The following is a 13329-nucleotide window of genomic DNA, read 5'->3' on the forward strand; positions in this document are numbered from 1 at the left end:
CGTCCGGGGCGCCCTGGCGCCTCGGGCCGATTATTCGCGGAACAATCCTTCGGACTGGCATACTGGGCGACTTTTCGGACCAGGTGGTCTGCGTGCTTGTGCATTCAAGAGGAAACGCGGTGAAAAAAATCGCAGTGTTCGCCGATGTCCAGAACCTCTATTACACCGTGCGCCAGGCCTATGGTTGCCATTTCAACTACGCCGCGCTGTGGGCCGATGTCAGCAAGCAAGGGCAGATCGTCGAGGCCTACGCCTATGCGATCGATCGCGGTGACAGCAAGCAGCAGCAATTCCAGCAGATCCTGCGCAACCTGGGTTTCATCGTGAAGCTCAAGCCCTACATCCAGCGCAGCGACGGCTCGGCCAAGGGCGACTGGGACGTGGGCATCACGCTCGACATCATGGACGCCGCCGATCATGTCGACGAAGTGGTGCTGGCCTCCGGTGACGGTGATTTCGACATGCTGCTCGAACGCATCATCAGTAAGCACGGCGTGCAGGCGGTGGCCTATGGCGTGCCGGGGCTGACGGCCAACTCGCTGATCCGCGCCGCCAGCCGCTACGTGCCCATCGAAGGCGCGTTGCTGCTCAAGAATTGATTTTTACGGAGTTCAGACAGGTTTGGAACGCATCGCAGTCATCGACTTTGAAACCACCGGAATCACACCGAGCAGCAGTTGCCGGGCCACGGAAATCGCTGTGGTGATTCTTGAGCAAGGCCGAATCGTGGATCGCTACCAGAGCCTGATGAACGCTGGTGTACGGGTGCCCGCCTTCATCGAGCAACTGACGGGCATCAGCAACGCGATGCTGCGCAGCGCGCCGTCGGCCGAGCGGGTGATGAACGAGGTCAATGAGTTCGTCGGTATTACACCGTTGCTGGCTCATAACGCCGCGTTCGACCAGAAGTTCTGGGACTTTGAACTCGGGCGAATCAAACGCACCCGCCTGCAAAACTTTGCCTGTTCACTGTTGCTGGCCCGCCGCCTGATGCCGGCGGCGCCAAACCACAAGCTCGGTACGCTCAACGCTTTCGCCGGCCTACCCCATACCGGCCAGGCTCACCGGGCCATGGCCGACGCCGAAATGGCCGCCAACCTCACCGCGCACCTGGCCTCGGAACTGCGCAAAAAGCACGGGTTGCGGGAGCTGTCCCATGATTTGCTGTGCAGCTTGCAGAAAGTGCCGGCGGCGAAGATCAACGAGCATCTCAAGCGTCATCGCGGGTTCTAGAAGCACCGCAAAACACTTGTGGGAGCAACTGTCTTGGATGGTTTATTTAGCCACTCCCTTCCAGCTGCACCCGTTTTTCAAGGGTGCTGATCCTCGTATTTTGAAAAGTGTATGGGTGGGATAAGCGGGTTTTGTAGCTTACTTTTCCATCTGTCGCCTTTCTAGAATTCGGCTCTCATTGACCCGACTTCGAGCTGACCATGCCTGGCCCACGTCGTTTCCCTCTGCCGTTGATCGCTGCCTTTTTTGCCTTGTGCGTCATCTGGGGTTCGACTTATCTGGTGATTCGTATTGGGGTGGCGTATTGGCCGCCGTTGTTGTTGGGGGGATTCGTTTTGTGATCGCCGGGACGCTGATGTATGCCTTCCTGCGCTGGCGCGGGGCGCCGGCGCCGACCTGGGCGCAATGGAAGGCTGGGGCCATCATTGGCGTGATGTTGCTCAGTTTTGGCAACGGCGCGGTCAGTGTCGCCGAGCACACGGGCGTCGCGTCTGGGGTAGCGGCGCTGGCCGTGGCGACGGTGCCGTTGTTTACCTTGCTCTGCGGGTATTTCTGGGGCGCACGTAATACGCGTCTGGAATGGACGGGGATTCCAAGCCTGCCCCGGCCCAATCCTGAATTAGGGTAAACTGCCGCGCATTGCACACCTTGCGCTGATTTTTCCTACGGTACTTCCATGACTTTCGCCACCCTTGGCCTGATCGAACCCTTGCTGCGCGCCCTCGAGACGCTCGGTTACCAGACCCCGACCCCGGTGCAGGCCCAAGCCATGCCGGCGGTGCTGGCCGGTCGCGACCTGATGGCCGCGGCCCAGACCGGCACCGGCAAGACGGCCGGTTTCGCCGTGCCGCTGTTGCAGTTGCTGACCACCGAAGGGCCGAAGGTCACCGCCAACTCGGTGCGGGCGCTGATTCTGGTGCCGACCCGTGAACTGGCCGAACAGGTCCATGAAAGCGTGAGCCAATACGCCCAAAACCTGCCGCTGAGCACTTACGCCGTGTACGGCGGTGTCAGCATCAACCCGCAGATGATGAAGCTGCGCAAAGGCGTTGATCTGCTGGTCGCCACCCCGGGGCGCTTGCTCGATCTGTTCCGACAGAACGCGCTGAAATTCAATCAATTGCAAACCCTGGTGCTGGACGAAGCCGACCGCATGCTCGACCTGGGCTTTTCCGAGGAGCTGGCGAATATCTACAAGGCGCTGCCGAAAAAGCGTCAGACGCTGCTGTTCTCGGCCACCTTCTCCGACGCGATCCGCTTGCTGGCCGGGCAGATGCTCAACGACCCGCTGAGCATCGAAGTGAGCCCGCGCAACGTGGCCGCCAACACCGTCAAGCAATGGGTGGTGACGGTGGACAAGAAGCGCAAGCCGGAGCTGTTCATCCACCTCATGCGCAAGAACCACTGGAAACAGGTGCTGGTATTCGCCAAAACCCGCAACGGCGTTGATGCACTGGTTGAAAAACTCCAGGGCATGGGCGTCAACGCCGATGGCATTCACGGCGACAAACCTCAAGCCACTCGTCAGCGGGCACTGGACCGTTTCAAGGCCAGCGAGGTCCAGATTCTGGTCGCCACTGACGTCGCTGCCCGTGGGCTGGATATCGAAGACTTGCCGCTGGTGGTGAATTTCGACCTGCCAATCGTTGCCGAGGATTACATCCACCGTATCGGCCGTACCGGCCGGGCGGGCTCCACTGGGGAAGCGATTTCCCTGGTCTGTGCCGATGAAGTGAATCTGCTGTCAGCCATCGAAACCCTGACCCGTCAGACATTGTCCCGGCAGATGGAGCAGGATTTCGAGCCTGAGCATAGGGTGCCGGACACCGATGCCAGTGGCCAGGTCATCAAAAAACCGAAAAAGCCGAAGAAACCGAAAACCTCGGGCGGTGGCGGCAAGCGCAACCTGGGTAAGTGGGTGGACAGCGGCGACTCCTCGCCCGTGGAACCTTCGGTCAAGCCTGTGCGAAAAGTGCCGGTGTTCAATACTGGGCCGCGTAAGCGTAAGCCTTGAAATCAAAGGCCTCCTGGGGACCTGTAGGAGCTGTCGAGCGAAGCGAGGCTGCGATCTTTTGATCTTTCGCTCGAGATTCAACTGTCTGGAGAAAGATCGCAGCCTCGTTTCACTCGTCAGCTCCCACGGATTCAACCCTTCAAGAATTCCACCATCCCCAACCCTGCCGCCCGGCCGCTGGCAAAGCAGGCCGTCAGCAGGTAGCCGCCAGTCGGCGCTTCCCAATCGAGCATTTCCCCGGCGCAGAACACGCCGGGTAGCTGCTTGAGCATCAGGCGTTCGTCCAGGGCTTCGAAGGTCACGCCGCCGGCACTGCTGATGGCTTCGTCCAAGGGTCGGGTTTTCACCAGGGCAACCGGCAAGGCCTTGATCGCCTGGGCCAGCTGCGCCGGCTCAGAGAAACAACCGGCAGGCGTGAGTTCGCGCAACAGCGCGGCCTTGACCCCGTCGATCCCCAACTGACTATGCAAGTGCTTGGCCATCGAGCGTGAACCGCGAGGTTTGCTCAGTGCTTGGTGGATTTTGTCCACAGGCCGTCCCGGCAGTAGGTCCAGATGGATCGTCGCGCTGCCGTGTTGGTTGATGGCTTCGCGAATCGGTGCCGACAGGGCATAGATCAGGCTGCCCTCGATGCCCGTGCTGGTGATCACACATTCGCCGAGACGCGGCACATCATCGTTCAGGCCAATGGCGATGTTTTTCAGCGGGGCACCGGCGAATTTGCTGACCATCAGATCACTCCAGGCCTGCACTTCGAATCCGCAATTACTCGGCTGCAATGGCGCAAGGACTACGCCGCGCTGTTGAAGCGGCAGCATCCAGGCACCGTCGGAGCCCAGGCGTGACCAACTGCCGCCGCCCAGCGCCAGCAATGTCGCGTTGGGCTGCAGTTTTTTTTCACCGTCCGGGGCCGCTATTCGCAGGCTGCCGTCGGGGTTCCAGCCGAGCCAGCGATGGCGCGTGTGGATGACCACGCCGGCATCGCGCAGGCGTTTGAGCCAGGCACGCAGCAGCGGGGCGGCTTTCATGTCGGTCGGAAACACCCGCCCGGAGCTGCCGACAAAGGTGTCGATGCCCAGTTCGTGAATCCATTTGCACAATTGATCCGCGCCGAATGCCCGCAGCAGTGGGGCGATATTCGGCGCGCGTTCGGCGTAGCGGGACACAAAGGCCGGGAAGGCTTCCGAGTGGGTGATGTTCATGCCACCGACACCGGCCAGCAGAAACTTCCTGCCCACCGAAGGCATGCCGTCGTACAGATCGACCTGAATACCGGCCTGGCTTAACACCTCGGCCGCCATCAGACCGGCAGGGCCGCCGCCGATGATGGCGACGTTTGGGGCGGAAGGCTTGGCGGCTTGGGTCATGGCGAGCTATGTCTGGCGGATCAGGGACGGCATTCTATCAGCTCGGTTCACATGAACTGAGGTCGGTAATCTCCGTAGGAGCTGTCGAGCGAAGCAAGGCTGCGATCTTGTCCCAGACAATTGAGTCGTGAGCGAAAGATCAAGATCAAAAGATCGCAGCCTTCGGCAGCTCCTACGGGTTATCCACAGGCCGTTCCACAGGCATTGTGGGTAACGCGACCAGCTTTCAATGACAACCTGATGACTCCCAGACCTTTTGGGCGCTGTGGTGCAGGATCCCGTGGCGTCGGGCCAGGGCCTGACGGTCCTTGCTGTACCCGCCACCGATCACGCCGACCACCGGGATGTCCCGTCCCAGGCAGTGGCGCATGACGCTCTCGTCCCGGGCGGCGAGGCCTTCGTCTGTCAGCTTCAGATAACCGAGGGCGTCGTCCTTGTGTACATCGACCCCGGCGTCGTACAGCACCAGGTCGGGCTGGTAGAGCGGCAGCAGGTAGTTGAGCGCATCGTCCACCACCTTCAGGTAAGCGGCATCCTCCATGCCCATCGGCAACGGAATGTCCCAGTCGCTGTGAGCCTTGCGTGCAGGAAAATTCTTTTCGCAGTGCAAGGAAACTGTCACTGCGTCCGGGGTGTCATGGAGTATTCGGGCGGTACCGTCGCCCTGATGCACATCGCAGTCGAAAATAAGCACCCGCGAAACTCGGCCGCTGGCCAGGAAATACCGGCTGATCACCGCCAGGTCATTGAATATGCAAAACCCGGCCGGGTGGTCGTAGTGGGCGTGATGGGTGCCTCCGGCCAGGTGACAGGCCAGGCCATGTTCGAGTGCCTGTTCGGCCGCCAGCAGCGAACCGCCCACGGCGCGTACCGTTCGGCGGGCCAGGGCTTCGCTCCAGGGCAGGCCAAGTCGCCGTTGGTCCTCGCGAGACAACTCGCCGCTCATGTAGCGTTCGATATAAGCGCGGTCGTGGGCCAGGGCCAGGATCTGTGGCGGGCACAGCGAGGGGCGCAGCAGGTCGGCGTCGCGGGTCAGGCCGCTGTCGACCAGGTGATCGCGCAACAGGCGGAATTTATCCATGGGGAAACGGTGTTCCGCCGGGAATTCGGGGCTGTAGTCTTCGTGATAGATAAGCGGCAGCGGCATGGTGTTTTCAGCGGTGATTGAGTGACGGATCCTACCAGCGATGTAGACTCAGGGGGATGGGAAGGGAGTGATGATGGAGCCGATACTGGAACTGGAAAGTGCGCGGCTGATTTTGCGGCAGTGGCGCGATGATGACTTGTCGGAATTTGCCGCCATGTCTGCCGATCCGCAGGTGATGCGTTATTTTCCGGCGCGCCTGAGCCGTCTGGAAAGCGCGGCGCTGATCGGGCGCGTGCGTGGGCATTTTGCCGAGCATGGTTTTGGTTTGTGGGCGCTGGAGCGCAAGGACACCGGGGCCTTCATTGGCTTTACCGGGCTGGGTGTGGTTGGGTTCGACGCGCATTTCACTCCGGCAATCGAGATCGGCTGGCGCCTGGCCCGGGAGCACTGGGGGCTGGGTTATGCCAGTGAAGCGGCATGGACTGCATTGCGTTGTGCCTTCGACCAGTTGGCGGTAGACGAAGTGGTGGCATTCACCTCTGTCGATAACCTGCCATCGCAAAAGGTCATGCAGGCCATCGGCATGCACCATGACCCGGTTGACGACTTCGAGCACCCAAAACTCGCAGTCGATCACCCGTTGCGTCACCATGTGCTCTATCGCATCAACCGTGAGCAGTGGCTACAGACACTGCACGGTTAGCCGACACGGACGTTTACACTGCCCGCCTGAATGGCCCGGGCCAACAATCGATCCACCGCCGCAGCACAGACTGCGCGGTATTGCGCTGTGTGAGGAAAGTCTGAAATGAGCCACGTGCTGGAAGATCTGGTTGACCTGCTGACCCTGGAACCGATCGAAGAGAACCTGTTTCGCGGTCGCAGCCAGGACCTGGGGTTCCGCCAACTGTTCGGCGGCCAGGTGCTGGGCCAGTCGTTGTCGGCGGCCAGCCAGACCGTGGAGCAGGCCCGTCATGTGCATTCGATGCACGGTTATTTCCTGCGTCCGGGTGACGCGGCGTTGCCGGTGGTCTACCAAGTGGACCGGGTACGTGACGGCGGCAGCTTCAGTACTCGCCGGGTAACCGCCATCCAGAAGGGCAACCCGATCTTTACTTGCAGTGCGTCATTCCAGTACGACGAACAGGGCTTCGAGCATCAGAGTGCCATGCCGCAAGTCGTCGGGCCGGAGAACCTGCCGTCCGAGCTGGAATTGACCCAGCAGCGAGCGCACCTGCTACCCGAGCACATGCGTGAAAAACTGCTGTGCCCCAAGCCGATCGAGGTGCGCCCGGTCACGGAAAAAGACCCTTACAACCCGCAACCGGCCGATCCGGTCAAGTATGTGTGGTTCCGGGCCGATGGTGCCTTGGCGGATTCGCCGGCCTTGCACAAATACCTGCTGGCCTACGCGTCGGACTTTGGCCTGTTGACCACTTCGCTGCTGCCCCATGGCAAGTCGGTGTGGCACAAAGATATGCAGGTCGCCAGCCTTGACCACGCGTTGTGGTTCCACGCCGACCTGCGCGCCGATGACTGGTTGCTCTACGCCATGGACAGCCCGTGGGCCGGCAATTCCCGCGGTTTTTCCCGTGGTAGCGTGTTCAACCGCGCCGGGCAACTGGTGGCATCGGTCACCCAGGAAGGCCTGATCCGCCATCGCAAGGACTGGGCATGAGTTTGTGCGATGTGCGGCACTGGGTGTTCGACATGGATGGCACGCTGACCGTCGCCGTGCATGATTTTGCGGCGATCCGCGTGGCCCTGGCGATCCCGGCCGAAGACGACATCCTCACCCATCTGGCGGCGTTACCGGCCGACGAAGCTGCGGCCAAACATGCCTGGCTGCTGGAACACGAACGGGACCTGGCGCTGGGCTCCAAGCCGGCGCCGGGGGCGGTTGAGTTGGTGCGAGAACTGGCGGGGCGTGGCCATCGCCTGGGTATCCTGACCCGTAACGCCCGCGAGCTGGCCCATGTGACCCTCGAGGCCATTGGCCTGGCGGACTGTTTTGCCGTGGAGGATGTGCTGGGTCGCGACGAAGCGCCGCCCAAGCCTCATCCTGGCGGTCTGTTGAAGCTGGCCGAGGCCTGGAATGTGGCGCCCGAGGCCATGGTGATGGTGGGCGATTACCGCTTCGACCTGGACTGTGGCCGTGCAGCGGGTGCGCGGACGGTACTGGTGAACCTGCTGGACAATCCGTGGCCGGAGCTGACTGATTGGCATGCTCGGGATTGTGGGGCGTTGCGGCGGATGCTTTCGGCTTGAGAGTTGTGTGGCCTGACTAACCGCCTTCGCGGGCTTGCTCGCGAAGGGGCCTTCCCGGCCGACGCAAGGCTCATTGACTGAACAAAGCCTTCTGCCCCTCCGCTGAATTGAACATCCCATCCCCATCATGCCCCACCCCGGGCACTTCGATCAGCCGCTGATTCAGCCCCTCTGGGTGGCGTCGAGTCAGGTAGTCGAAAAAGTAATGGCCGCGCAGTAACCGATACGGCCCCTGGGTTTGCGCTTCACAGCTTTTATCCAGCGCTGGATGTTGTGGGTCGATGTCCAGTTGCCCGAGCAGATAAACGATGTCGCGTTTGACGTAGTTTCCTTCCAGTTGCGCAGGCGTTTGCCCGGCGGCAAAGTCAGGCAGGTTCTGCAGGCCATATTTCCAGTGATTGAAGCCGGGGCAGCTGGCTGGGTCGAAAGCCATGGGGCGTTGTGCGTCGAAGTAGGCATAGGACGACGGATTGGCGATGACAAAACGCGGATTGATCCGGTATTGGCCGTGGGCGAGCAGGGCATAGCGCTGGACCACCTGGGCGCCGCCGGAATGGCCCGCGATGACGATCTCCTTCACTTCGGGAAATTGCTGCCGGTCACTGACTCGGGCAACGATGTCGTCGAGGACCTGGAAGGAACTGACCGGATTCGGTCCTGTGGATAAGCCTGCGGCCATCCAGTTGTTGCCTTGCCAGCGCAGGATGTCATTGGGCAACTGATGGCGAGCTACGTCCTGTTCGTTAAGAAACTGCGGGGCGATGATCAGGGTCGTGGCCAGTTGACCGGCCTGCTCGGCGGCTTTTTCGGCGCTGTGCAAATAGGTGTCGGCATTGCGTAGCCGGCCATGGAGGATTATCAGCACGCGCTGGATAGACGCAGGGGGCGGGCTCACGGCGACGGCCATGGCGCCGCCCTTGAGTTGCAGTCGTCCTTGCGCGACGACCTTCACGCCATGTTCGTCTGCCTGGGCACAGGTGCAGCACAGCACCAGTGCAATCAATGTGCCCCACTTCATTTACAGGGCTTTCGCCGCGAAGGTATCGCATTGGCCGACCTGGCCCTGGGCGAACCCGGCCTTGAACCAGCGAACCCGTTGTGCCGAGGTGCCGTGGGTAAAGGAGTCCGGCACCACGCGGCCCTGGCCTTGTTGCTGCAAGCGGTCATCGCCGATGGCATTGGCGGCGTTCAAGGCTTCTTCAATGTCGCCTGGTTCAAGCCAGTTCAGGCGTTTTTGCGCATGGTTGGCCCAGACGCCCGCCAGGCAATCGGCCTGCAACTCCTGACGCACCAGCAAACCACCGTCGCCTTCCATCTGCCGGCCTTGCTGGCGAGCTTCCTGGATTTTCGCCGACACACCGAGCAGGGTCTGCACATGGTGTCCGACTTCATGAGCGATGACGTAGGCCTGGGCGAAGTCCCCCGCGGCAGAGAAGCGTTGGGACATTTCCTTGAAGAAGCTCATGTCCAGGTAGACCTGCCGGTCCGCCGGGCAATAGAACGGGCCAGTGGCTGAAGATGCGAGGCCGCAGGCCGAATTGACCCGGCCACTGAACAACACCAGTTTCGGTTGCTGATACTGGCGCCCGGCCTGTTGGAAAACCTGGCCCCAGGTGTCTTCGGTGTCACCCAGAATCGAACGGACGAATTCAGCCTGTTCGTCATTGGCCGGTGGCGCCTGGCGGGTTTGTGAGGAGGCGGGAGCAGACGTCTGGTCCATTTGCCCGGTCAGTTGCCCGAGGATTTGCATGGGGTCCTGGCCGGTGATCCAGCCGATGCCGACGATCAGGATGATGGCCGTCAGGCTCAACCCCTTGCCGCCGCCGAAACGCATCCCACCGCCGCCTCCGCCACCGTCGCCGCGGGCGTCCACCACGTTGTCACTGCGGCGACCTTTTTTCCATAACATGTGGGAATCCTCTGATTGACCGTGTGAAGAGTGTTGCCGCTGAGTGGGATTGCTGCCAGTTCACGGACAGACATTTGCGGTAAGTCTAGCTTTTGGGGCTCAGGGTGCGCGACATGTCTGAAGCGTTCAGGCAATCGCCGCGGGTTTTGGTTCATCAGGGACAAATTCATATTCGGTTCCAGAATTTGCATTACACTTTGAATATTTTAGAATCGACAGACATTTCATCTGGATATCCCCATGGCTGGCAGTCAAATCGAACGGGTCTTCAATGTGCTGGAAAGTCTCGCCAGCGATCCCCGTGGCTGGCCGCTGCTAGGGTTGGCGGAGCAATTGCAGATCCCCAAGAGCGCCACGCACCGCTTGCTCGCCGAACTGATGCGCCTGGGTTACGTGCGTCAGAATCCTGAGAACCTGCGTTATCACCTGTCGACCAGGCTGGTCGCCATGGGCTTTCGCTACCTGTCGCGCAGTGGCGCGGACATTGTGCAGCCAGTGCTCGATCGGCTGGCCCGGGAAACCGGCGAACTGGTGCGTCTGGGGGTCATCGAAGGGGAGCGCCAGACCTGGATCGCCAAGTCCCAGGGCGCGCGGTCCGGCTTACGGTACGACCCGGACATGGGCCGCGAGGCGCCGTTGTTCTATACCGCGTCGGGCCATGCCTGGCTGGCGTGCATGAGCGACGCCGAGGCTCTGGCACTGGTGGAACGCCAGGCTGCTCAAATGCCAGCGGACGTGGGGCCAAACGCGCCGCGCAGCACGCCTGAACTGCTCGAATACCTTCGCCTGGCGCGTGAACAAGGTTATGCCTGTGTCGAGGAAAGCTCAGCGGTCGGCACCTCAGCCATTGCCGCAGTGGTCCATCATCCGTTGGATGGCCGGGTCGTCGGCGTGCTCAGCATTGCCGGGCCCAGCGCGCGGATGACACGGGCGAGGCTGCATGAACTGGCACCGACCTTGTTGGCGTTTACCGAGGAGTTGTCGCAAGCCAGTCAGGCCTCGGAGTTGTTCAGCTGAATCCGCAGCCTCAGGTATTGAACATGTGCGAGCGCGGTCTCGTTAGTCGCAAGCAGGCTTCGCTGTCACCTATCACGCAATGCAGGATTCTTACATGACCCTCAGCACTCCGCTTTCCGGCGTCAATCAGGCCTTCAAGGGCATCCTGCTTATTTTGGTCGCGACGTTTCTGTTCTCCAGCCATGACGCCTTGTCAAAATACCTTTCGGGCTTCTATCCGATCATCATGGTGGTGTGGGCCCGTTATCTGGTGCATACCCTGTTGATGGCGGGTATTTTCCTGCCGCGCTCGGGGCTGCGGGTCCTGCGTACCAAGCGCCCGTTGTGGCAGCTGGCTCGGGCGTTGTGCCTGTTGGGCACCAGTCTGTTCTTCACCACGGCTTTGCTGTACATCCCCTTGGCCGAGGCGACCGCGGTCAACTTCCTGGCTCCCGTACTGGTCACTGCGTTGTCGGTGCCATTGCTCGGCGAGCACGTGACGCGCGGCCAATGGATCGCGGTGATCTTCGGCTTTATTGGGGTGTTGATCATTGTTCATCCCGGCGGGGATCTGTTCACCCCGGCGGTGTTGTTGCCGTTCTGTTCAGCGCTGTTTTTCTGTTTTTATCAACTGCTCACGCGCAAGCTCAGCGAGATCGACAGCCCCACCACCAGCAACTTCTTCGCCGGCCTGTGTAATACGTTGGTGATGAGCGCGTTGGTGCCATTCTTCTGGCAAGTGCCAAGCTTGCTGCACGGGGTGATGATGTTGGCGCTGGGCGCCTGTGGGATGACGGCGCACCTGATGCTGACCCAGGCCTTCCGGTATGCCGCCCCGGCGCTGCTCGCGCCGTTCGGGTATTGCCAGATCGTGTTTGCCGGCCTGTTGGGTTGGTTGCTGTTCAGCCACACGCCGACGCTGACTACGGTGGTCGGCATCGCGCTGATTTGTCTCAGTGGGTTGGCGGCGGCGTGGCAACAGCGGCGGGGGTAAACGGACCTGTGGAGGAGGTTAATTGTGGGAGCAAGGCTTGCTCCCACAGCGGGGGATGGATCAGTTTTCCAGGGTTGGGATCTTGCGCGGCGCCATGAAGTACAACCAGGTCAGGGCAATGAAGTACATCGCCGGGATCAGGGTGAACAGCACGGTGTAGTTGTTATTGGTCACCGTGAGGATGTGGCCCACCAACTGGGTCATGAACATCCCGCCGATGGCCGCGCACATGCCGCCGAAACCGAACACCGTACTCATCATGTGTTTGGGCGTGTAGTCCATCACCAGGCTCCAGATGTTGGCGGTCCAGGCCTGGTGTGCACCGATGGCCAGGGAGATGGCAAACACCGCCACCCAAAGGCTGCTGGTGCCAGCGGCCATGATCACGCCAATGATGCAGCAGGCGAACAGCAGCATGGAGACCAGTCGTGCCTTGATCGGATTAAGACCGCGACCGATCAGGAACGAAGACAGGATCCCGCCGCCCACGCTGCCGAAGTCGGCGGTGAGGTAGATGATGATCAGCGGGATGCCCATCTGGGTCACGTTGATGCCCAGGTTGTATTGCTGGTTCAGGAACGGCGGCAGCCAGTAGAGGTAGAACCAGAACACGGGTGCTGTGATCGCGTAGGCCAGGGCAAACGCCCAGGTGCCACGCATGCGCAGGATTCGGGAGAAGGGCACGCGGGACTGGTCCGGTTCGTCTTGGGCCTGGATGTAATTCAGTTCCGACTGTTTGACGGTGGGGTGATCTTCCGGGTTGAAGTATTTCAGGCCCCAGAACAGCAGCCAGATCCCGCCCAGCGCGGCCATGCACAGGAACGCAGCCTGCCAGCCCCAGACGTGCAGGACCAGCGGCAGCAACATCGGGGTGAACATCGCGCCGACGTTGGTCCCGGCGTTGAAAATACCGGTAGCCACGGCCCGTTCACCGGCCGGGAACCACAGCCGCGTGGTCTTCACGCAGGCCGGGTAGTTGGCCGCTTCGGTCAGGCCCAGGATGAGGCGGCAGACCATAAAGCCCACCGCCGATGTGGCCAGGCCATGGGCGCCGGTCGCCAGGCTCCAGAGCAGCACGGCGCAGAAGAACACGCGCTTGACGCCGATCCGGTCAATCAGCCGACCTTGCAGCACGAAGCCGACGGCGTAGCCCACCTGGAACCAGAAGTTGATGTTGGCGTAATCCATCGCCGTCCAGCTCATTTCCTTGGCGAGAATAGGCTGCATCACGCCCAGGGCGGCGCGGTCGATGTAGTTCAGGGTGGTGGCGAAAAACACCAGGGCGAGCATGCCCCAACGGGTTTTGCCCACGGCCAGGGCGCCATGGATCTTGTCGCCGATACCACCGGTCGTGGTACTCAGGCTTGGAGCCATGCGGGAACTTTGGGAAGGAATCATAGCGTATACCCGTTTTTGAAATTCTTATGATTGGTCTGGGTCTGTCCATTGATGCCAGCGGCC

General features: G+C 61.2%; 13 protein-coding genes and 1 pseudogene. 9 read left to right on the forward strand and 5 right to left on the reverse strand.

What is annotated here, in order from left to right; translation table 11 throughout:
* Positions 1 to 119: 119 nt before the first annotated feature.
* The 4 genes and pseudogenes from ACA047_RS04075 to rhlE1 all read left to right on the forward strand — a co-directional run bounded on the left by ACA047_RS04075 (position 120) and on the right by rhlE1 (position 3247).
* A complete protein-coding gene (locus ACA047_RS04075; RefSeq protein WP_008012653.1) occupies positions 120 to 599 on the forward strand; it encodes a LabA-like NYN domain-containing protein in 480 nt (159 codons plus the stop codon).
* 22 nt (positions 600 to 621) lie between these two features.
* The gene (locus ACA047_RS04080; protein ID WP_497356909.1) at positions 622 to 1233 is read left to right on the forward strand and encodes a 3'-5' exonuclease; all 612 of its coding nucleotides are present in this window, start codon (positions 622 to 624) and stop codon (positions 1231 to 1233) included.
* A 200-nt stretch (positions 1234 to 1433) separates the two neighbouring features.
* Positions 1434 to 1825 (forward strand): annotated as a pseudogene (locus ACA047_RS04085) (EamA family transporter); the annotation flags it as partial.
* An 84-nt stretch (positions 1826 to 1909) separates the two neighbouring features.
* The gene (rhlE1, locus tag ACA047_RS04090; RefSeq protein ID WP_497356911.1) at positions 1910 to 3247 is read left to right on the forward strand and encodes an RNA helicase RhlE1; all 1338 of its coding nucleotides are present in this window, start codon (positions 1910 to 1912) and stop codon (positions 3245 to 3247) included.
* A 131-nt stretch (positions 3248 to 3378) separates the two neighbouring features.
* Here rhlE1 and ACA047_RS04095 read toward each other — a convergent pair whose 3' ends face one another.
* Positions 3379 to 4614, reverse strand: coding sequence for a TIGR03862 family flavoprotein (locus ACA047_RS04095; protein WP_497356913.1), 1236 nt, complete (start codon positions 4612 to 4614; stop codon positions 3379 to 3381).
* A gap of 226 nt (positions 4615 to 4840) precedes the next feature.
* Positions 4841 to 5761, reverse strand: a complete 921-nt coding sequence (locus tag ACA047_RS04100; RefSeq protein WP_497356915.1) for a histone deacetylase family protein — start codon at positions 5759 to 5761, stop codon at positions 4841 to 4843.
* Between the two features lie 73 nt (positions 5762 to 5834).
* Between ACA047_RS04100 and ACA047_RS04105 the strand changes: the two genes are divergently transcribed.
* From ACA047_RS04105 to ACA047_RS04115, 3 genes are all read left to right on the forward strand, one after another.
* Complete coding sequence (locus ACA047_RS04105) at positions 5835 to 6404, forward strand: GNAT family N-acetyltransferase (protein ID WP_497360216.1); 570 nt, start codon at positions 5835 to 5837, stop codon at positions 6402 to 6404.
* Between the two features lie 105 nt (positions 6405 to 6509).
* Positions 6510 to 7379 (forward strand): acyl-CoA thioesterase II, encoded by an 870-nt coding sequence (tesB, locus tag ACA047_RS04110; protein WP_497356917.1) that lies wholly within the window; start codon positions 6510 to 6512, stop codon positions 7377 to 7379.
* Positions 7376 to 7969, forward strand: a complete 594-nt coding sequence (locus ACA047_RS04115; protein WP_497356919.1) for an HAD family hydrolase — start codon at positions 7376 to 7378, stop codon at positions 7967 to 7969. Before tesB ends, ACA047_RS04115 begins: the two co-directional genes overlap by 4 nt.
* Before the next feature lie 70 nt (positions 7970 to 8039).
* On the opposite strand, the gene ACA047_RS04120 is transcribed toward ACA047_RS04115, so the two are convergent.
* Positions 8040 to 8987: an alpha/beta hydrolase gene (locus ACA047_RS04120; RefSeq protein WP_497356921.1), complete on the reverse strand. Its 948-nt coding sequence runs from the start codon at positions 8985 to 8987 to the stop codon at positions 8040 to 8042.
* Positions 8988 to 9878, reverse strand: a complete 891-nt coding sequence (gene ypfJ / locus ACA047_RS04125; RefSeq protein ID WP_497356923.1) for a KPN_02809 family neutral zinc metallopeptidase — start codon at positions 9876 to 9878, stop codon at positions 8988 to 8990.
* Between the two features lie 240 nt (positions 9879 to 10118).
* On the opposite strand from ypfJ, the gene ACA047_RS04130 reads away from it, so the two are divergent.
* Positions 10119 to 10895: an IclR family transcriptional regulator gene (locus ACA047_RS04130; RefSeq protein WP_497356925.1), complete on the forward strand. Its 777-nt coding sequence runs from the start codon at positions 10119 to 10121 to the stop codon at positions 10893 to 10895.
* Between the two features lie 94 nt (positions 10896 to 10989).
* Positions 10990 to 11868, forward strand: coding sequence for a DMT family transporter (locus ACA047_RS04135; RefSeq protein ID WP_497356927.1), 879 nt, complete (start codon positions 10990 to 10992; stop codon positions 11866 to 11868).
* Positions 11869 to 11928: 60 nt separating this feature from the next.
* Here ACA047_RS04135 and ACA047_RS04140 read toward each other — a convergent pair whose 3' ends face one another.
* A complete protein-coding gene (locus tag ACA047_RS04140; protein ID WP_497356929.1) occupies positions 11929 to 13266 on the reverse strand; it encodes an MFS transporter in 1338 nt (445 codons plus the stop codon).
* Positions 13267 to 13329 lie beyond the last annotated feature (63 nt).

The sequence above is a fragment of the Pseudomonas sp. LBUM1664 genome (assembly GCF_059695895.1).

Excerpts from the sequence above, each read along its gene's own strand:
- ACA047_RS04105 (WP_497360216.1), top strand. The coding sequence starts at position 5,835 with ATGGAGCCGATACTGGAACTGGAAAGTGCGCGGCTGATTTTGCGGCAG.
- rhlE1 (WP_497356911.1), top strand. The coding sequence starts at position 1,910 with ATGACTTTCGCCACCCTTGGCCTGATCGAACCCTTGCTGCGCGCCCTC.
- ACA047_RS04100 (WP_497356915.1), bottom strand. The coding sequence starts at position 5,761 with ATGCCGCTGCCGCTTATCTATCACGAAGACTACAGCCCCGAATTCCCG.
- ypfJ (WP_497356923.1), bottom strand. The coding sequence starts at position 9,878 with ATGTTATGGAAAAAAGGTCGCCGCAGTGACAACGTGGTGGACGCCCGC.
- ACA047_RS04140 (WP_497356929.1), bottom strand. The coding sequence starts at position 13,266 with ATGATTCCTTCCCAAAGTTCCCGCATGGCTCCAAGCCTGAGTACCACG.
- ACA047_RS04115 (WP_497356919.1), top strand. The coding sequence starts at position 7,376 with ATGAGTTTGTGCGATGTGCGGCACTGGGTGTTCGACATGGATGGCACG.
- tesB (WP_497356917.1), top strand. The coding sequence starts at position 6,510 with ATGAGCCACGTGCTGGAAGATCTGGTTGACCTGCTGACCCTGGAACCG.
- ACA047_RS04120 (WP_497356921.1), bottom strand. The coding sequence starts at position 8,987 with ATGAAGTGGGGCACATTGATTGCACTGGTGCTGTGCTGCACCTGTGCC.
- ACA047_RS04095 (WP_497356913.1), bottom strand. The coding sequence starts at position 4,614 with ATGACCCAAGCCGCCAAGCCTTCCGCCCCAAACGTCGCCATCATCGGC.
- ACA047_RS04135 (WP_497356927.1), top strand. The coding sequence starts at position 10,990 with ATGACCCTCAGCACTCCGCTTTCCGGCGTCAATCAGGCCTTCAAGGGC.
- ACA047_RS04130 (WP_497356925.1), top strand. The coding sequence starts at position 10,119 with ATGGCTGGCAGTCAAATCGAACGGGTCTTCAATGTGCTGGAAAGTCTC.